Here is a 19,351-nt window from a genome sequence, read left to right as displayed (position 1 = left end):
AGCAGGATGTGCTCGCGCGTCTGCGGCATCGGGCCGTCAGCAGCAGAGCAGACCAGGATCGCGCCGTCCATCTGCGCAGCACCGGTGATCATGTTCTTGACATAGTCGGCGTGGCCGGGGCAGTCGACGTGGGCGTAGTGACGGGCCGGCGTCTCATACTCGACGTGAGCCGTCGAAATGGTGATGCCGCGCGCCTTTTCTTCCGGTGCAGCGTCAATCTGGTCATACGCCTTGTATTCACCGAAATACTTCGTGATCGCTGCCGTCAGAGACGTCTTGCCGTGGTCAACGTGGCCGATCGTGCCGATGTTGACGTGCGGCTTGTTGCGCTCAAACTTACTCTTTGCCATTTTCGGCTCTCCATTTTTGGCCCCGAAGGGCGCTAATTCTTGTTATCGGTCAATTGGTATTCCGGTCACTTCTGACCGGAATACTTTGCCTGGATTTCGGTTGCGACGTTCGACGGGACCGGCGCGTAATGATCGAAGGTCATCGTGTACTGAGCACGGCCCTGCGACATGGAGCGCAGGTTATCGACGTACTTGAACATGTTCGCCAGCGGAACGTTGGCGTTGATGACAACAGCGATACCACGGCTTTCCTGGCCCTGGATCTGACCACGACGGGAGTTCAGGTCGCCGATGACATCGCCGACATAATCTTCCGGGGTGACGACTTCGACCTTCATCATCGGCTCGAGGAGCTGAGCACCGGCCTTCTTCGCTGCTTCACGGAAGCAAGCGCGGGAAGCGATTTCGAACGCCAGGACCGACGAGTCGACGTCATGGAAGGCGCCGTCGATGAGGGTCGCCTTGACACCGAGCATCGGGAAGCCAGCGAGCGGACCCGAAGACAGAACGCTTTCGATACCCTTCTGAACGCCGGGGATATATTCCTTCGGAACAGAGCCGCCAACGATCTTGGATTCGAACTTGAAGTCTTCGCCATCCGGGTTCGGTTCGAAGACGATCTTCACGCGAGCGAACTGGCCGGTACCACCGGACTGCTTCTTGTGCGTGTAGTCTTCTTCGTGTGCCTTTGTGATGGTTTCGCGGTAGGCAACCTGCGGCGCGCCGACGGTTGCTTCGACCTTGAACTCACGACGCATGCGGTCGACGATAATGTCGAGATGCAGTTCGCCCATACCGGCGATGATGGTCTGGCCGGATTCCTGGTCGGTCTTGACGCGGAAGGACGGATCCTCAGCAGCCAGACGGTTGAGCGCGAGGCCCATCTTTTCCTGGTCGCCCTTGGTCTTCGGCTCGATGGCGATCTGGATGACCGGCTCGGGGAATTCCATGCGCTCAAGGATAACCGGCTTCAGCGGGTCGCAGAGCGTATCGCCAGTGGTGGTTTCCTTAAGACCGGCGAGAGCGACGATGTCGCCAGCGAAGGCTTCTTCGATGTCTTCACGCGAGTTGGAATGCATCTGCAACATGCGGCCGACGCGCTCGCGCTTGTCCTTGACCGTATTCATGACCGACGCGCCCTTTTCGAGCTTGCCGGAGTAGATGCGTGCAAAGGTGAGCGAACCGACGAACGGGTCGTTCATGATCTTGAAAGCGAGCATGGACAACGGCTCGCTGTCATCGGCGTGACGCTCGATCTCAGCGTCCGTCTTGAAATCGACGCCCTTGATCGCAGGAATGTCCATCGGCGACGGCAGGTAGTCCACGACAGCGTCGAGCAAAGGCTGAACGCCCTTGTTCTTGAACGCTGTGCCACAGAACATCGGATGGAACTTGACGTCGATCGTGCCGCGGCGAACGAGTTCGCGGATCTTGTCGTTGTCGGGCAGGATGCCTTCGAGATAGGCTTCCGTCGCGGCTTCGTCGATGTCGACGACCGTTTCGATCAGCTTTTCGCGATATTCTTCAGCCTTGGCCTTCATGTCCTCAGGGATCTCGACGACATCCCACTGAGCACCCAGCGACTCGTCGCGCCAGATGAGAGCGTTCATCTCGATGAGGTCGATGACGCCCTTGAATTCGGTTTCTGCACCGATCGGCAGCTGCATGACGACAGCCGTTGCGCCGAGACGGGTCTTGATCATCTCGACGGAGCGGTAGAAGTCCGCACCGGTCTTGTCCATCTTGTTGYAGAAGATCATGCGCGGAACATTGTACTTCTCAGCCTGGCGCCAGACGGTTTCCGTCTGGGGCTCAACGCCGGCGTTGGCATCGAGCAGCGCAATGGCGCCGTCGAGAACGCGCAGAGAACGCTCGACTTCGATGGTGAAGTCGACGTGGCCGGGAGTGTCGATGATGTTGAAGCGGCGGGTCTTGCCGTCACGGCCCTTCCAGTAGGTCGTGGTAGCAGCGGACGTGATCGTGATACCGCGTTCCTGCTCCTGCTCCATCCAGTCCATCGTGGCTGCGCCGTCGTGGACTTCGCCGATCTTGTGCGACTTGCCGGTGTAATAAAGAATACGCTCGGTAGTCGTGGTCTTGCCGGCGTCAATGTGCGCCATGATACCGAAATTGCGGTAGTCTTCGATCTTATATTCGCGAGCCATAATGGACTGCCTTTCGATATCGTTCGGGATTACCAGCGATAATGCGAGAACGCGCGGTTGGCGTCAGCCATCTTGTGCGTGTCTTCGCGCTTCTTGACCGCAGAACCGCGGTTGTTCGAGGCATCGAGAAGTTCGCCCGAGAGACGATCGATCATGGTGGTTTCGTTGCGCTTGCGAGCAGCAGCGATCAGCCAGCGGATGGCAAGAGCCTGACGACGCTCCGGACGGACATCGACCGGAACCTGGTAGGTCGCACCACCGACGCGGCGCGAACGGACTTCAACGTGCGGAGCGATGTTGTCGAGCGCGGAATGGAAAACCGTCAGCGGCTCCTGCTTCGACTTGCCCTGCACGGAGTCAAACGCGCCGTATACGATGCTTTCAGCGACGGACTTCTTGCCGTCGAGCATGATGGCGTTCATGAACTTCGTGACAACGAGGTCACCGAACTTCGGGTCCGGATTGATCTCGCGCTTTTCTGCTTTATGGCGTCTGGACATACTTCTCGTCTCTTTAACTGTTAAGGCGCTCTACCACGCGGAGGACTTCGCGCAGCGCCGGGGATCTCACTTCCAAGCCTTTCCGGGCGATATCGCCCGGGGCGAAATTACTTCGGACGCTTCGCACCGTACTTGGAACGGCGCTGCTTGCGGTTCTTGACACCCTGGGTATCGAGAACGCCGCGGATGATGTGGTAACGGACACCCGGAAGGTCCTTGACGCGGCCGCCACGGATCATGACGACAGAGTGTTCCTGAAGGTTGTGACCTTCGCCGGGAATGTAACCAATGACTTCGAAGCCGTTGGTGAGGCGGATCTTTGCGACCTTACGCAGAGCCGAGTTCGGCTTCTTCGGCGTCGTTGTGTAAACGCGGGTGCAAACACCACGCTTCTGCGGGTTCTCCTGAAGAGCGGGAACCTTGTTACGCTTTACGTTCGCCTGGCGAGGCTTGCGGATCAGCTGGTTTACGGTAGGCATTCAACCATCCCTTACGTTTGTCTCAACAGCCCTTACGGGCTCGAACTTCGCCGTCTCCGGCACTGCCACACATATTTTCCCTCAATGCGCAAAATATGGCCCGATCCGCTTCCGCAGATGGACCACATAGAGCAGAGGACGCAAAAAAGATGCGTCATGCGTGCAGCATCATGACTTCAACGTGCGTTTAGAACCTTGTTTGAGGCGATCTTCAGGGCGCGTCGCCCCGAACAGCCAAACCTCACATGGGATCCGATGGCCGGCGTACTACTGGTTTCCGCCCTCTTCGTCAAGGCCGGTTAAGAAATAATCTCCGCCCCGACGGCTTGAAAAGCCCTGTGAACACGCTGTTTACAGGCTCTTTAGGCCGGTTAAAGATACCCGGCAAGATAAACTTGGGCATTGCAGCAAAAACGGATAGGAATCAGTATTTGCAGACATCAAGCCCTTATATGGGATCTGCATATTGCGATTCTCAGACAGCCGAAGGACAAAAAGATGATCGGGACACCGGACAATGACAACAATTTCGACGGACCGATGATCTTCATCATCATCGGCAAGGGCTATGAATCCGATACGAGCGAGGGCGTGGACCTGCACGTCATGCTGAAAGCCGCCGATGACGACAGCGCCGTGCGCGAAGCCTTGAACGCGCTCGCCGAGGAAGGCTTCATCGAAGCCGATCTCGACCAGATCGGCATGCTGACCGAAGTGCCCTCCGAAGAGCCGCATGCATCCGCCTACCAGGGTGCGCTGGACGGCGAAGTCTCGATCATCCGCTTCAGCTAGACCTATATATAAAGAACAAAGCCTGCGCGCCGGCGCGGGCCCAATCCTCCCACCCTCACCTTTTCCATTTTGGCCGATATCAATGAGGGCGGCGAGCGTGCGGCGGGTTCTCGCAATACCGTCGCCAGCGGTCTCTGCAAGTGCAGCATTCCTTTTTTGCGTATCCCGAACTGCAGGCCGCAGTCCGTCTGCGTTCAGGCATCTTCCGCCTGCCCTTCGATATTGGCCTGCGCTCGCGGTGACCGCTGACAAACCACCTTTTGGCGTGCCAAGACCGAGTTGTGCTGCGCGCTCGGTCTTTAAGCCTCAGCAACGATTTCAGCGAAGCCGCCCGGCCGTTGCCGGCGGCTTTGTCTTTTACTGCCATGAAGCGCCACCGGTATGCGATACTAAAATTCCGGACGTCCGACATCTGTCCGCATTGCTGCCGTCAGCAGCCCGCTCCAGCCGCGTAACAGGCATCCTGATCTGCTCCGGGTCCGTCTATCTTGCCGCCATCGTCGCAACGCTGTTTATCGGCGCGGCACCCCATCTCCCACGATCTTTCGGACAAAGAAAAACCGCCCGGATTTCTCCGGGCGGTTTTGAATTTGAGAGATACCGAGTTGCCGATTATTCGGCAGCCGGGGCGCTTTCGTTCGCCAGGTCCTGCAGCATCGGCGTTGCGACCCCTGCCCCGGAGCCCTTGCGGCGCTCTTCCAGGATCAGGTCGTCGCGAGCCGTCGCGATGCGGCGGATCTGGGTCATGGTGCCACCGGTACCAGCCGGGATCAGACGGCCGACGATGACGTTTTCCTTCAGACCCTGCAGACCGTCGGTCTTGCCGGCGATCGCGGCTTCCGTCAGCACCTTGGTCGTTTCCTGGAAGGAAGCGGCCGAGATGAAGGACGGGGTCTGCAGCGATGCCTTGGTGATGCCGAGCAGAACCGGGTCACCGCTGGCAGGCTTCTTGCCTTCCTCGATGAGGTGGTCGTTGACGTCTTCCAGTTCGATACGGTCGACATTGTCGCCGACGATGTACGTGGAGTCGCCTGCATCGGTGATTTCCACCTTCTGCAGCATCTGACGGACAATCACTTCAATGTGCTTGTCGTTGATGACAACGCCCTGCAGACGATAGACTTCCTGGATTTCGTTCACGAGGTAGGAAGCCAAGGCTTCCACGCCCTTGATCACCAGGATGTCGTGCGGAGCCGGGTTACCGTCGAGGATGTAGTCACCCTTTTCGATATAGTCGCCTTCCTGAAGGTGGAAGGGCTTGCCCTTCGGGATCAGGTATTCGACAGGCTCGACACCGTCTTCTGCCGGCTCGATGATGACACGACGCTTGTTCTTGTAGTCGCGGCCGAGGCGGATCGTACCATCGATCTCTGCGATGATGGCGTGGTCCTTCGGACGACGGGCTTCGAACAGTTCTGCAACACGCGGCAGACCACCGGTAATGTCCTTGGTCTTGGCGCTTTCCAGCGGCGAACGCGCGAGAACGTCACCCTGAGAGACCTTCGTGCCCGGCTCGACCGACAGGATTGCATCGACCGAGAGCAGGAAGCGGGCTTCGCCACCGCGGGAAAGCTTCGCGACATTGCCGCTTGCATCCTTGATGACGATGGCAGGCTTCAGGTCCGAACCGCGCGGGGTCGAACGCCAGTCGATAACCTGACGCTTGGTGATGCCAGTGGCTTCGTCGGTCGCTTCGAGAACGGAGAGGCCATCGACGACATCTTCGAACTGAACCGTACCAGCTACTTCCGTCATCATCGGACGGGTGTAGGGATCCCACTCCGCCAGACGCTGACCGCGCTTGACCTTGTCGCCTTCGTCGACATGCAGCTTCGAACCGTAGGCAACACGCTGCGAGGAACGCTCCACACCACGCTCGTCCAAGATCTGGACGGTTATGTTGCGGCCCATGGCAATGAGGTTGCCATCGGAGTTGCGCAGGATGTTGCGGTTCTTGATCTGCACCGTACCTTCGTACGAGGCTTCCAGGAACGACTGGTCGACCACGGTTGCCGTACCACCAAGGTGGAACGTACGCATGGTGAGCTGCGTGCCCGGTTCGCCGATCGACTGAGCCGCGATAACGCCGACGGCTTCACCCATGTTAACAGGCGTACCGCGTGCGAGGTCGCGGCCGTAGCAGACCGCGCAGACGCCCGTCTGGATTTCGCAGGTCAGTGCCGAACGAATACGAATCGACTGGATACCAGACTTTTCGATTTCGACGACATCAGGCTCGAGGATCATCCTGCCGGCATCGACGATACGCTCGCCGGTGATCGGATGGTCGATATTGTCAAGAGCCGTACGGCCGAGGATACGGACACCGATCGAGGCAACGACCTGGCCGGCATCGACGATGGCAGTCATGGTGAGGCCGGTTTCGGTGCCGCAATCGACGTGCGTGACGATGCAGTCCTGCGCAACGTCAACGAGACGACGGGTCAGGTAACCCGAGTTCGCAGTCTTGAGCGCGGTGTCTGCCAGACCCTTACGGGCGCCGTGCGTCGAGTTGAAGTACTCGTTGACGGTCAGGCCTTCCTTGAAGTTCGAGATGATCGGCGTCTCGATGATTTCACCCGACGGTTTGGCCATGAGGCCGCGCATGCCGCCCAGCTGACGCATCTGGTTCGGAGAACCGCGGGCGCCCGAATGGGACATCATGTAGATCGAGTTCATCGGCTTCTGGCGACCGGTCGCCGGATCGAATTCAACAGCCTTAATACGGGCCATCATCTCTTCGGCGACCTTTTCCGTCGCCTTGCCCCAAGCGTCGACAACCTTGTTGTACTTTTCACCCTGAGTGATCAGACCGTCATTGTACTGCTGCTCGTATTCCTTGACCAGGCTTTCGGTGTCGTCGACGATCTTCGCCTTGGTGTCCGGAATGACCATATCGTCCTTGCCGAACGAAATGCCGGCGCGGCAGGCATGGCTGAAGCCGAGCTGCATGATGCGGTCGCAGAAAATGACCGTGTCCTTCTGGCCGCAATGACGGTAGACCGCGTCGATCATCCTGGAGATGTTCTTCTTGGTCATTTCCTGGTTGCAGATATCGAAGGTCACCTTGCCGTTCTTCGGCAGGAGTTCGCCGATGAGCAGGCGGCCCGGCGTTGTCTCATAGATCTTCGAGTACGGCTTGCCGTCCTCGCCGATCGACTTGAAGCGACCGCGAATCTTGGTGTGCAGCGTCACGACCTTGTTTTCCAGGGCGTGGTGCAGCTCACCGAGGTCGGAGAAGGCCATGCCTTCGCCCGGCTCGTTCTGGTTCATGATCGACAGGTAGTAGAGGCCGAGAACCATGTCCTGCGACGGAACGATGATCGGTGCGCCGTTTGCCGGATGCAGGATGTTGTTCGTCGACATCATCAGAACGCGGGCTTCGAGCTGGGCTTCGAGCGACAGCGGCACGTGAACGGCCATCTGGTCACCGTCGAAGTCGGCGTTGAAGGCCGTGCAGACGAGCGGATGCAGCTGGATAGCCTTGCCTTCGACCAGCATGGGTTCGAAGGCCTGGATGCCCAGGCGGTGCAGCGTCGGTGCGCGGTTCAGGAGAACCGGATGCTCGCGGATGACCTCGTCGAGGATATCCCAGACCTCAGGCTTTTCCTTTTCAACCAGCTTCTTGGCCTGCTTGACGGTCGAGGAATAACCCTTGGCGTCGAGGCGGGCATAGATGAACGGCTTGAAGAGCTCGAGCGCCATCTTCTTCGGAAGGCCGCACTGATGCAGCTTCAGTTCCGGACCGGTCACGATGACCGAACGGCCGGAATAGTCGACGCGCTTGCCGAGCAGGTTCTGACGGAAGCGGCCCTRCTTGCCCTTGAGCATATCCGACAGCGACTTCAACGGACGCTTGTTAGCGCCGGTGATGACGCGGCCACGGCGGCCGTTATCGAAGAGCGCGTCGACAGATTCCTGCAGCATGCGCTTTTCGTTGCGGATGATGATACCCGGTGCGCGCAGTTCGATCAGGCGCTTCAGACGGTTGTTACGGTTGATGACGCGGCGATAGAGATCGTTCAGGTCCGATGTCGCGAAACGACCACCGTCCAGAGGAACCAGCGGGCGCAGGTCCGGCGGGATGACCGGAACGACCTTCATGATCATCCATTCCGGACGGTTGCCAGATTCCATGAAGTTCTCGACGATCTTCAAACGCTTCATCAGCTTCTTCTGCTTGAGGTCCGACGTGGTGTCGGCAAGCTCGGAGCGAAGGTCGCCAGCGATCTTTTCGAGGTTCATCGATGCGAGCATCTCGTAGATGGCTTCGGCACCGATCATGGCCGTGAACTGATCTTCGCCGTATTCGTCGACGGCGAGCATGTACTCTTCTTCGGACAGGAGCTGGTGCTCCTTGAGCGCGGTGAGACCCGGCTCAGTGACGATGTAGTTTTCGAAGTAGAGGACGCGCTCAACATCCTTCAGCGTCATGTCGAGCAGCGTGGAGATGCGGCTCGGCAGTGACTTCAGGRACCAGATATGGGCAACGGGAGCGGCGAGCTCGATATGGCCCATGCGCTCACGGCGAACGCGCGACAGCGTGACTTCGACGCCGCACTTTTCGCAGATGATGCCCTTGTACTTCATGCGCTTGTACTTGCCGCACAGGCACTCGTAGTCCTTGATCGGTCCGAAGATGCGCGCGCAGAAGAGACCGTCGCGTTCAGGCTTGAACGTACGGTAGTTGATGGTTTCCGGCTTCTTGATCTCGCCGTAGGACCAGGAAAGAATCTTCTCCGGAGAGGCGATCGAAATCCGGATGGAATCGAAGTTCTGTGCAGGCACCTGCGGATTGAAAAGATTCATGACCTCTTGGTTCATGCCTGTCTCCTTCATGGGCGAAAGCGCCCTTAGCTTGCGAGGTTGGCGGCAAATTCCCGGGAGCCGCGCCAGCGCTTAAACGACAATAACCGCAGAATGCGGCGAAAGCGTCCCTGCCCGGCCGACACATTACGGGGCCATGGCGGGAACGGTGTGCGCCCTAAGGCGCACACCTTATCATGTGGTTACTCGGCAGCATCCGGCAGCTGGCCTGCAGCCTGCAGCTCCTCGATCTTGGAATTTTCGAGCTCGACGGAGAGACCCAGCGAGCGCATTTCCTTGACGAGAACGTTGAAGCTTTCCGGAATACCGGCCTCGAAGGTGTCGTCGCCACGGACGATCGCTTCGTAGACCTTGGTGCGGCCGGCCACGTCGTCCGACTTCACCGTCAGCATTTCCTGCAGCGTATAGGCTGCACCGTAGGCTTCGAGTGCCCAGACTTCCATTTCGCCGAAGCGCTGGCCGCCGAACTGCGCCTTGCCGCCCAGCGGCTGCTGGGTAACGAGCGAGTACGGGCCGATCGAACGAGCGTGGATCTTGTCGTCGACCAGGTGGTTGAGCTTCAGCATGTAGATGTAGCCAACCGTGACCTGGCGGTCGAACTGCTCGCCGGTACGACCATCGTACAGTGTCGACTGGCCGCTTTCCTTGAGACCCGCCAGTGCCAGCATGTCGTTGACGTCACCTTCGTGAGCGCCATCGAAGACCGGCGTCGCAATCGAAACGCCGCGCTTCCACTGGTCAGCGAGACGCAGCACCGATTCATCGTCGAAATCCTTGACCTGTTCGGCCTTCGGACCATCGCCGACAACGTCGCCAATCGTCTTGCGGAGCGGTTCGATATTGCCGTTGGCCCTGTAGGCTTCCAGCATATCGCCGATCTGACGACCCATGCCGGCGCAAGCCCAGCCAAGGTGTGTCTCGAGGATCTGGCCGACGTTCATGCGCGAGGGAACGCCGAGCGGGTTCAGAACGACGTCGACATGCGTGCCGTCTTCCAGGAACGGCATGTCTTCCACAGGCACGATGCGCGAAACCACACCCTTGTTGCCGTGACGGCCGGCCATCTTGTCGCCCGGCTGGATCTTGCGCTTAACAGCGACGAAGACCTTGACCATCTTCATGACGCCCGGAGGCATTTCGTCGCCACGCTGGACCTTCTCGACCTTGTCCATGAAGCGCTGTTCAAGGCGCGACTTGGATTCGTCGTACTGGCCACGAAGCGCTTCGAGTTCGCTCTGGACCTTTTCGTCCTCGACGGCGAACATCCACCACTGCGAGCGGGGATATTCGGAGACGACGGCGTTCGACAGCTCGGTGCCCTTCTTGAAGCCCTTCGGGCCTGCAATGGAGGACTGGCCGCGCAGCATGTCGATCAGACGGCCGTAGACGTTACGGTCGAGGATCGCCTGCTCGTCGTCACGGTCCTTTGCCAGACGCTCGATCTCTTCGCGCTCGATTGCCATCGCGCGCTCGTCTTTTTCAACGCCGTGGCGGTTGAAGACGCGCACTTCGACGATCGTGCCGTAGGTGCCGGGCGGCATGCGCATGGACGTATCGCGAACGTCGGATGCCTTTTCACCGAAGATGGCGCGCAGGAGCTTTTCTTCCGGCGTCATCGGGCTTTCGCCCTTCGGGGTGATCTTGCCGACCAGGATATCGCCCGGCTGAACTTCGGCGCCGATGTAGACGATACCGGCTTCGTCGAGATTCTTCAGCGCTTCTTCCGAAACGTTCGGAATATCGCGCGTGATTTCTTCCGGACCAAGCTTGGTGTCACGCGCCATCACTTCGAATTCTTCGATGTGGATGGAGGTGAACACGTCGTCGGCAACGATACGCTCGGAGAGCAGGATCGAGTCTTCGTAGTTGTAGCCGTTCCAGGGCATGAACGCGACGAGCGCGTTGCGGCCGAGCGCCAGATCACCGAGATCGGTCGACGGACCGTCGGCGAGAATGTCGCCGCGGTTGACCTCGTCACCGACGGTTACCAGCGGACGCTGGTTGACGCAGGTGTTCTGGTTCGAACGCTGGAACTTCTGCAGGCGGTAGATATCGACGCCGGATTTGCCGGCTTCGAGGTCTTCCGTGGCGCGGATAACGATACGCGTCGCGTCGACCTGGTCGACCACACCGCCGCGGCGTGCGCCGATGGCAGCACCGGAGTCGCGGGCGACGACCGGTTCCATGCCGGTGCCGACGAACGGTGCTTCAGCCCGCAGAAGCGGAACGGCCTGACGCTGCATGTTCGAGCCCATGAGAGCGCGGTTGGCGTCGTCGTTTTCCAGGAACGGGATGAGAGCGGCTGCGACCGAAACGACCTGCTTCGGCGAGACGTCCATCAAGTTCATGCTGTCGCGCGGAGCGAGCATAACTTCACCGGCGTGACGGCAAACGACGAATTCGTCGACGAAGGAACCATCGGACGTCAGTTCGGCGTTGGCCTGGGCAACATAGTACTTCGCCTCTTCCATAGCGGAGAGATAGAGCACATCACTGGTCACCTTGCCGTCGACGATGCGACGATACGGGCTTTCGATAAAGCCGTACTTGTTGACGCGTGCGAAGGTTGCCAGCGAGTTGATCAGACCGATGTTCGGGCCTTCCGGCGTTTCGATCGGGCAAATACGGCCGTAGTGCGTCGGATGAACGTCGCGGACTTCGAAGCCGGCACGCTCGCGGGTCAGACCGCCCGGGCCAAGAGCCGAGAGACGGCGCTTGTGGGTGATTTCCGAGAGCGGGTTGACCTGGTCCATGAACTGCGAGAGCTGCGAGGAACCGAAGAATTCGCGGACGGCTGCAGCAGCCGGCTTGGCGTTGATCAGATCCTGCGGCATGACCGTGTCGATTTCGATCGAGGACATGCGTTCCTTGATCGCGCGCTCCATGCGCAGCAAGCCGAGACGGTACTGGTTCTCCATCAGCTCGCCGACCGAGCGGACGCGGCGGTTGCCGAGGTTGTCGATGTCGTCGATCTCGCCCCTGCCGTCGCGCAGTTCGACGAGCATCTTGACCACGGCCAGGATGTCGTCCTTGCGTAGAATGCGGACGGTGTCTTCGACGGTCAAGTCGAGGCGCATGTTCATCTTGACGCGGCCGACGGCGGAGAGATCGTAACGCTCCGCATCGAAGAACAGCGAGTTGAACATGGCTTCGGCCGATTCCATCGTCGGCGGCTCACCCGGACGCATGACGCGGTAGATGTCGAACAGAGCGTCCTGGCGGTTCTCGTTCTTGTCTGCCGTCAGCGTATTGCGGATGTAGGCGCCGACATTGATGTGGTCGATGCCGAGAACCGGGATCTCGTCGAAGTGATTGGCGAGGATGATACCCAGCGTCTTCTCGTCGATTTCATCGCCGGCTTCGAGATAGATCTCGCCCGTCGAGTAGTTGACGATGTCTCCGGCAAGATAGTTGCCGTACAGATCGTCGTCAGTCGCCTTGAGAGCCTTCAGGCCCTTGTCGGAAAGCGCGCGAAGCAGACGCGGGGTCAACTTCTTGCCGGCTTCGACAACGACTTCGCCGGTATCGGCGTCAACCATCTCGGTGATCGCCTTTGCACCCTTCAGCGTTTCCGGCTTGAAGGGAATGCGCCAGCCTTCGCCGTCACGCTTGTAGAGCGACTTCGTATAGAAGGTGTCGAGAATTTCCTCGCCGTCCATGCCGAGGGCCATCAGCAGCGACGTCACCGGAATCTTGCGGCGGCGGTCGATACGGGCATAGACGATGTCCTTGGCGTCGAATTCGATATCGAGCCAGGAACCACGATACGGGATTACGCGGGCAGCAAAGAGCAGCTTGCCGGAAGAATGGCTCTTGCCCTTGTCGTGATCGAAGAAGACGCCCGGCGAACGGTGCATCTGGGATACGATCACGCGCTCGGTGCCGTTGACGATGAACGTGCCGTTGTTCGTCATGAGCGGCATGTCGCCCATGTAAACGGACTGTTCCTTGATGTCCTTGATCGACTTGGCGCCGGTATCCTCGTCGATATCGAACACGATGAGACGGAGAGTAACCTTCAGCGGCGCGGCATAGGTCAGGTCGCGCTGGCGGCATTCGTCGACGTCGAACTTCGGCGGTTCGAATTCATAGGATACGAACTCCAGCATCGAAGCGCCGGAGAAATCGGTGATCGGGAAAACGGACTTGAAGACTGCCTGAAGGCCTTCGTCGGGACGACCGCCCTTGGGCTCTTCAACCATCAGAAATTGGTCGTAGGATGCCTTCTGAACCTCGATGAGGTTCGGCATTTCTGCGACTTCGGGGATTTTACCAAAAAACTTGCGTACGCGCCTACGACCATTGAACGAAAGGGTCTGAGCCATCGTCGCTCCTTCAAAAATTGCATCCGGGCCTGCAACGGACGGGAACCGATGGCCAGTCGATCCCGTCAACCAATGAGTAGTTCAACCTCGTCCCACCTCCCGAAACAGCCAGGCCGGATTGCCTTGGTGCCTCGGTTCGAGACCATGCTCTTGAAGAACCCATTACCCAAAAGCCGTTTTCACGCGGCTTTTGGGTAATTCGTTCAGAAAAACGGCAAATGGGAGGCAGTAAATACCCCGCCTCCCAGATGCGGTTCAAGATTACTTGACGTCGGCCTTTGCGCCAGCGTCTTCAAGCTTCTTCTTGATGTCAGCGGCTTCAGCCTTGGAAACAGCTTCCTTGACAGCCTTCGGAGCAGCTTCGACCAGGTCCTTGGCTTCCTTGAGGCCGAGGCCGGTGATAGCGCGGACTTCCTTGATGACGTTGATCTTGTTGGCGCCGGCATCCGTGAGGATGACGTCGAACTCGGTCTTTTCTTCTTCAACGACAGCAGCAGCGGCAGCACCACCAGCGGCAGCAACAGCTACCGGAGCAGCAGCGGAAACGCCCCACTTTTCTTCGAGAAGCTTCGACAGTTCTGCAGCTTCCAGAACGGTCAGCGAGGACAGGTCGTCAACGATCTTTGCGAGATCAGCCATTTTACTAGTTCCTTTTGTTCGGTTCGAACCGGTTGATTATAAACAGCGAAAAACCGCCTTAAGCGGCTTCGTCCTTCTTGGCGTAGGCCGCAAACACACGGGCAAGCTGGCTTGCCGGTGCTGCAACAACCCCAGCGATGCGGGTAGCCGGTGTCTGGATCATGCCCAGCAGCTTCGCACGCAGCTCATCGAGCGAAGGCAGGGTCGCAAGCGACTTGACTGCTTCAGCGTTGAGCGTGGTTGTTCCCATGGCGCCGCCGAGAACAACGATCTTGTCGTTGGTCTTGGCAAAATCCATGACGACCTTCGGAGCGGTGATCGGATCATCGCTATAAGCAATGAGGGTCTGACCCTTGAAGAGATCAGAAATCCCTTCCGCTTCCGTACCCTGAAGGGCAATTTTGGCCAGGCGGTTTTTCGCGACCTTGACGGTGCCGCCAGCAGCGCGCATCTTCGAACGAAAATCGTTCATCTGCGCGACTGTAGCACCAGCATAGTGGGCCACGACAACCGAGCCCGATGCCTTGAAGACATCGTTCAGTTCCGTGACGAATTCGCGCTTTTCCGCTCTTTCCACTGCCTATCTCCAGTTGGCGGGACCGTTGAACGGACCCACCGGGTTGCCTTTGCCTCCTGGGATCAGAAGAGATCCCAAGCGACGCTTGAGGATCCTGTCCCCTCGCGCTCCGCGCCACTTAAGGCAAAGGAGGCACAAGGCATCCAAGGCTCGAACCGACTTCCTAGAAGTATAACTTCATGCAATTCGGGTCTTACCCGTCTCATGCAGGCAACAGTGATTAAGGGAAAACCACCTGCAATCTCGGACAGGATTCCGGATTTCTCCGGAATATTCCGGCCCCTTGCGAGGCCGGAATTCTTGTTATCAGGCCGAAGCCCGATGAAACTTAAGCAGCCGGAGCCGCTGCGGTGACCGTGCCAACTTCGATCTTGACGCCCGGACCCATGGTCGAGGAGAGCGCTACGCGCTTGACGTAGTTGCCCTTGGCGCCAGCCGGCTTTGCCTTGATGACAGCGTCAGCGAAAGCACGGATGTTTTCTTCCAGAGCCTTGGCTTCGAAGGACGCCTTGCCGATGCCGGCATGAACGATACCGGCCTTCTCGACGCGGAACTCGACAGCGCCGCCCTTGGAAGCCTTGAYGGCTCCAGCGACATCCATCGTAACCGTGCCAACCTTCGGGTTCGGCATCATGCCACGCGGGCCAAGTACCTTACCAAGGCGGCCGACGAGCGGCATCATGTCCGGGGTCGCGATGCAACGATCGAAGTCGATCTTGCCGCCCTGAACGATTTCTACGAGCTCTTCAGCGCCGACGATGTCAGCACCGGCAGCCTTGGCTTCATCAGCCTTGAGGCCACGGGCGAAAACGGCGACGCGAACCGTACGGCCGGTGCCGTTCGGCAGGTTGACAACGCCGCGAACCATCTGGTCAGCGTGGCGCGGGTCAACACCGAGGTTCATCGAAACTTCGATGGTTTCGTCGAACTTTGCTACGGCACGTTCCTTGACCATGCCGATGGCGGTCGTCAGAGCGTAGAGCTTGGTCGGATCAACACCTTCGTTGATCTTCTGAGTGCGCTTGCCTGCCATGGTCTTAACCCACCACTTCCAGGCCCATGGCGCGGGCAGAGCCCTCGATCATCGCCATTGCACCTTCAATATCTGCTGCGTTCAGGTCCTTCATCTTAGCTTCTGCGATCGTCTTGATCTGAGCCTTGGTGAGGGTACCAGCCTTTGCGCCCTTGCCCGGGGTCTTGGAACCGGACTGGATCTTTGCTTCCTTCTTCAGCCAGTAGCTGACCGGAGGCTGCTTCATCGCGAAGGTGAACGACTTGTCCTGGTAATAGGTGATGACGACCGGGATCGGCATACCCTTTTCCATTTCCTGCGTAGCCGCATTGAACGACTTGCAGAATTCCATGATGTTAATGCCACGCTGACCAAGCGCCGGACCAATCGGCGGGGACGGGTTTGCCGATCCTGCCTTGACCTGAAGCTTGAGCTGGCCTGCAACTTTCTTAGCCATATCTCTCTGCCTTTCACTGACGGCCGGTCGCCCGGCCCTTGATGCCGGATCACTCCGGCGGCTGCGGTTGCGTGGTGCGGGTCTTTGAGGTCCGGCTTGACCCCCTCACCTTCCACGCGATGCGGCGTTTGCCGCACGAGGATCAGTCAATGACGACCGAACCCCGATCTCGAAATCAGACCTTCTCGACCTGAGCGTATTCCAGCTCAACCGGCGTGGCGCGGCCGAAGATCGATACTTCCACCTTCAGGCGCGAACGCTCTTCGTCGACATCCTGAACCGTGCCGTTGAACGATGCGAACGGGCCGTCGGAAACGCGAACCTGCTCGCCGATTTCGAAGGTAATGGAGGCCTTCGGGCGCTCAACACCTTCCTGGACCTGGCCGAGGATGCGATCAGCCTCGGAATCCGGAATCGGAACGGGCTTGTTGTCGGAGCCCAGGAAGCCTGTAACCTTCGGCGTATTCTTGATCAGGTGATAGGCTTCGTCCGTCAAGTTGGCACGAACCATGACATAACCCGGGAAGAACTTGCGCTCGGAATCGACCTTGCGGCCACGACGCACTTCCACCACCTTCTCGGTTGGCACGAGAATCTTCTCGAACAGGTGCTCGAGCCCCTTCTGGCGAGCCTTGTTCTCGATGTCCTCAGCCACCTTCTTTTCGAAATTGGAATATGCGTGGACGATGTACCAACGTGCCGCCATTTTCATCTCCACCCGTATCAGTTGCCGGTATTGAGCACGAAGCTCAGCGCCCAGCCAATCAGCTGGTCAGCGGCAAAGAAAAACAGCGCAGCAAAAACAACCATAAACAGCACCATGACCGTCGAGATCATCGTCTCGCGGCGCGACGGCCAGGTAACTTTGGACGTTTCCGCGCGAACTTGCTGCAGAAACGCGAATGGATTGGATTTGGATGCCATCGACTGCCCACGCAATTACGGCGCGTAAAGCTGAAACTATCAGCCCCACGCACCGCGTGTCTGTTGAACCCTAAATAAACACCGATCCCCGAATACACAAGAGGGAAACCGATGCTTAACGAAATTTGTTGCCATATGCGCAATCCTCGCCGGAACGCTGCGTTCACGTCCGCGCTCTCCGTTCAAGGAAAATGGCAGGGGCAGTAAGGCTCGAACTTACGACCTGCGGTTTTGGAGACCGCCGCTCTACCAACTGAGCTATACCCCTTTACGCTTTGCATTCAGCCTGTTGACCTTACGATCATGAGCCGGTGAAAAGCATGGCGCTCCCTTTAAGACGGCGGCTCGGGATATGCAAGAGCGATTTTCGATTTTCAGAACCATTCTCCGAAAGCAACCGGAAAAAGCGATCAGCACTGGCGGCATTACGCTGCCGGACGCAGTATGCGACACGCCCGGCACCGATGTCCATTAACCGGAATCTCACACACCCACGTATTTGCGCCAGTCGTGCTCTTCCTTGAAACCGAGCACTTCGCGAATCTTGCGGTTGGAAAGCAGGCTTTCATATTCGCCGATATCGCGGGCGAAGGGCACATTCGGGAAGAAGCGTTTGGCGAGCTCTTTCGACGGCGTGTTGGCCGAAACGGTATCGTTGGCGGCATTGAAGACCTGGAAACCCAATCCATCCTTCTCGATGCAGAGATGGACGATCTGGCCGAGATCGCGCGCGTCGATATAGCTCCAGGCGATGCGCTTGCGCATCTCCGGATTGGCGAAGTAGGTCGGGAATTTCTCGTATTCGTGCGGCTCGATGACGTTACCGATACGCAACGCATAGATGTCGAAGCCGGAGCGCTCGGCGAAAGCGCGTGCCGTCTTCTCGTTCACGACCTTGGAGAGGCCGTAGGAATCCATCGGATTGACATCATAGTCTTCCTCCAGCGGGAACTGATGGAAATCGCGATGGCCTTCCGCGAAGCAGACGCCATAAGTGGTCTCGCTCGAGGCGACAATGATCTTCCTGATACCAAGCTTCACCGCCGCCTCGATGACATTGTAGGTGCCCATCGTATTGATTCGGAAGGTTTCGTTGTCGGGTTTGATCAGGATGCGCGGCACCGCAGCGAAATGGACGACGGCGTCGAAGGACTGCACGCCCTTGCCTGCGTCCAGATCAGGAAAATCGCGATGCATGGAAAGCACATTGAACATCTGGCCGCTATCGGTGATGTCGGCAATGAGATTGGTGACGCCGGGGCTCTCCAGCGGCACGAGATCGACATTGTGGACTTCGTAGCCTGCATTGACGAGCCACGGCACGGCATGGCGACCCGCCTTGCCCGAACCGCCGGTGAAAAGAATGCGCTTTTTCATGAAATATCCTCCGCGTCGTGAAATCGGAGGCATAGATAAACTCTTCCGCGCGAAGAGCAAGCGAGCGTCACGCAAGCAGGTTCAAACCCGCTTCGGCCAGGAGCTTCCAACCGGAAGCACCTGCGCTGTCATTTCCAATCACCGCCGAATTTTCCGGCGATCCTGCAAGGTCATCACTTGACGACGCTTACCTCATCCACCTGCACGCCGGCCGCCTGAACGACCTCTTGCGGAATTGCAGCGATGAAAAACATTGTGAAAACGTACATTGCGAATATCGTCGCAACGAAGGTTGCCTTTTGAATCATGCTGGCTCTCCTTTCTACAAGAAGGAGTCTGGACCATAAAAGCCGGATCGCAAAACGCTTTCTGAACGCGAGATGAATAAAGTGCTGCGTCTGGAAATTTTAACGATATTTTTACAACATCTCATGGACGGCCAGACGCCCATCAGAAACGAAAAAACCCTGCTGTTTCCAGCAGGGTTCTTCCTTAATCTGAGATATCGCGATTACTCGACGATCGAAGCGACGATGCCTGCACCGACGGTACGGCCGCCTTCGCGGATAGCGAAGCGAAGCTTTTCTTCCATCGCGATCGGAACGATCAGCTCGACGTCAACGGTGACGTTGTCGCCAGGCATGACCATTTCCGTGCCTTCCGGAAGCGTCACGATGCCCGTAACGTCCGTCGTGCGGAAGTAGAACTGCGGACGGTAGTTCGTGAAGAACGGCGTATGACGACCGCCTTCTTCCTTCGTCAGGATGTAGGCTTCTGCCTTGAACTTCTTGTGCGGCTTGACAGAGCCCGGCTTGCACAGGATCTGGCCACGCTCGACGCCGTCACGGTTCACACCGCGAACCAGAGCGCCGATGTTGTCGCCGGCCTGGCCCTGATCGAGCAGCTTGCGGAACATTTCAACGCCGC

Annotated in this window: 16 protein-coding genes and 1 tRNA gene; 1 reads left to right on the top strand and 16 read right to left on the bottom strand. The window is 58.4% G+C overall.

Features of this window, described 5'->3' with window-relative positions:
- The 4 genes from AC1D35_RS30845 to rpsL all read right to left on the bottom strand — a co-directional run.
- Positions 1 to 350, bottom strand: a 350-nt coding sequence (locus AC1D35_RS30845) for a GTP-binding protein (protein WP_477941672.1), incomplete at its 3' end; no start/stop codon positions are given.
- Positions 351 to 415: 65 nt separating this feature from the next.
- The gene (gene fusA / locus AC1D35_RS30840; protein WP_477941670.1) at positions 416 to 2,515 is read right to left on the bottom strand and encodes an elongation factor G; all 2,100 of its coding nucleotides are present in this window, start codon (positions 2,513 to 2,515) and stop codon (positions 416 to 418) included.
- Positions 2,516 to 2,544: 29 nt separating this feature from the next.
- Positions 2,545 to 3,015, bottom strand: a complete 471-nt coding sequence (gene rpsG / locus AC1D35_RS30835; RefSeq protein WP_007817128.1) for a 30S ribosomal protein S7 — start codon at positions 3,013 to 3,015, stop codon at positions 2,545 to 2,547.
- 107 nt (positions 3,016 to 3,122) lie between these two features.
- On the bottom strand, positions 3,123 to 3,494 hold the full coding sequence (gene rpsL, locus AC1D35_RS30830; protein WP_003547537.1) for a 30S ribosomal protein S12: 372 nt from the start codon (positions 3,492 to 3,494) through the stop codon (positions 3,123 to 3,125).
- 498 nt (positions 3,495 to 3,992) lie between these two features.
- Here rpsL and AC1D35_RS30825 point away from each other — a divergent pair, with 498 nt between their 5' ends.
- Entirely contained in the window at positions 3,993 to 4,286 is a 294-nt protein-coding gene (locus AC1D35_RS30825) for a transcriptional regulator (RefSeq protein ID WP_112547859.1), read from the top strand.
- A 612-nt stretch (positions 4,287 to 4,898) separates the two neighbouring features.
- Here the strand turns inward: AC1D35_RS30825 and rpoC are convergent.
- From rpoC to AC1D35_RS30765, 12 genes are all read right to left on the bottom strand, one after another.
- Positions 4,899 to 9,110 carry a DNA-directed RNA polymerase subunit beta' gene (gene rpoC, locus AC1D35_RS30820; protein ID WP_477941666.1) on the bottom strand — a complete coding sequence of 1,404 codons (4,212 nt, stop codon included), beginning with the start codon at positions 9,108 to 9,110 and terminating at the stop codon, positions 4,899 to 4,901.
- A 185-nt stretch (positions 9,111 to 9,295) separates the two neighbouring features.
- Complete coding sequence (gene rpoB, locus AC1D35_RS30815; RefSeq protein WP_113302147.1) at positions 9,296 to 13,438, bottom strand: DNA-directed RNA polymerase subunit beta; 4,143 nt, start codon at positions 13,436 to 13,438, stop codon at positions 9,296 to 9,298.
- 261 nt (positions 13,439 to 13,699) lie between these two features.
- Positions 13,700 to 14,077, bottom strand: a complete 378-nt coding sequence (gene rplL / locus AC1D35_RS30810) for a 50S ribosomal protein L7/L12 (protein WP_113302146.1) — start codon at positions 14,075 to 14,077, stop codon at positions 13,700 to 13,702.
- 58 nt (positions 14,078 to 14,135) lie between these two features.
- Entirely contained in the window at positions 14,136 to 14,654 is a 519-nt protein-coding gene (gene rplJ / locus AC1D35_RS30805) for a 50S ribosomal protein L10 (protein ID WP_113311884.1), read from the bottom strand.
- Positions 14,655 to 14,982: 328 nt separating this feature from the next.
- The gene (gene rplA / locus AC1D35_RS30800; RefSeq protein WP_477941662.1) at positions 14,983 to 15,687 is read right to left on the bottom strand and encodes a 50S ribosomal protein L1; all 705 of its coding nucleotides are present in this window, start codon (positions 15,685 to 15,687) and stop codon (positions 14,983 to 14,985) included.
- A gap of 4 nt (positions 15,688 to 15,691) precedes the next feature.
- The gene (gene rplK, locus AC1D35_RS30795; protein WP_007817112.1) at positions 15,692 to 16,123 is read right to left on the bottom strand and encodes a 50S ribosomal protein L11; all 432 of its coding nucleotides are present in this window, start codon (positions 16,121 to 16,123) and stop codon (positions 15,692 to 15,694) included.
- A 175-nt stretch (positions 16,124 to 16,298) separates the two neighbouring features.
- Positions 16,299 to 16,829 (bottom strand): transcription termination/antitermination protein NusG, encoded by a 531-nt coding sequence (nusG, locus tag AC1D35_RS30790; protein ID WP_113302144.1) that lies wholly within the window; start codon positions 16,827 to 16,829, stop codon positions 16,299 to 16,301.
- 17 nt (positions 16,830 to 16,846) lie between these two features.
- Entirely contained in the window at positions 16,847 to 17,047 is a 201-nt protein-coding gene (secE, locus tag AC1D35_RS30785; protein ID WP_113302143.1) for a preprotein translocase subunit SecE, read from the bottom strand.
- Between the two features lie 192 nt (positions 17,048 to 17,239).
- Positions 17,240 to 17,315 (bottom strand) — tRNA-Trp (locus tag AC1D35_RS30780).
- A gap of 215 nt (positions 17,316 to 17,530) precedes the next feature.
- On the bottom strand, positions 17,531 to 18,424 hold the full coding sequence (locus AC1D35_RS30775) for an NAD-dependent epimerase/dehydratase family protein (protein ID WP_113311885.1): 894 nt from the start codon (positions 18,422 to 18,424) through the stop codon (positions 17,531 to 17,533).
- Between the two features lie 173 nt (positions 18,425 to 18,597).
- On the bottom strand, positions 18,598 to 18,732 hold the full coding sequence (locus tag AC1D35_RS30770) for a hypothetical protein (protein WP_477837307.1): 135 nt from the start codon (positions 18,730 to 18,732) through the stop codon (positions 18,598 to 18,600).
- A 203-nt stretch (positions 18,733 to 18,935) separates the two neighbouring features.
- Positions 18,936 to 19,351, bottom strand: a 416-nt coding sequence (locus AC1D35_RS30765) for an EF-Tu C-terminal domain-related protein (protein ID WP_472975072.1), incomplete at its 5' end; no start/stop codon positions are given.

Source organism: Rhizobium sp. P1_E6 (assembly GCF_056405875.1).
The sequence above is the reverse complement of the archived record's forward strand: the minus strand, read 5'-3'. Positions and strand labels throughout refer to the sequence as shown.

Coding starts and splice junctions, on each gene's coding strand:
- rpsG (WP_007817128.1), bottom strand. CDS start 3,015: ATGTCCAGACGCCATAAAGCAGAAAAGCGCGAGATCAATCCGGACCCG.
- rpsL (WP_003547537.1), bottom strand. CDS start 3,494: ATGCCTACCGTAAACCAGCTGATCCGCAAGCCTCGCCAGGCGAACGTA.
- AC1D35_RS30825 (WP_112547859.1), top strand. CDS start 3,993: ATGATCGGGACACCGGACAATGACAACAATTTCGACGGACCGATGATC.
- rpoB (WP_113302147.1), bottom strand. CDS start 13,438: ATGGCTCAGACCCTTTCGTTCAATGGTCGTAGGCGCGTACGCAAGTTT.
- rplL (WP_113302146.1), bottom strand. CDS start 14,077: ATGGCTGATCTCGCAAAGATCGTTGACGACCTGTCCTCGCTGACCGTT.
- rplK (WP_007817112.1), bottom strand. CDS start 16,123: ATGGCTAAGAAAGTTGCAGGCCAGCTCAAGCTTCAGGTCAAGGCAGGA.
- nusG (WP_113302144.1), bottom strand. CDS start 16,829: ATGGCGGCACGTTGGTACATCGTCCACGCATATTCCAATTTCGAAAAG.
- secE (WP_113302143.1), bottom strand. CDS start 17,047: ATGGCATCCAAATCCAATCCATTCGCGTTTCTGCAGCAAGTTCGCGCG.
- AC1D35_RS30775 (WP_113311885.1), bottom strand. CDS start 18,424: ATGAAAAAGCGCATTCTTTTCACCGGCGGTTCGGGCAAGGCGGGTCGC.
- AC1D35_RS30770 (WP_477837307.1), bottom strand. CDS start 18,732: ATGATTCAAAAGGCAACCTTCGTTGCGACGATATTCGCAATGTACGTT.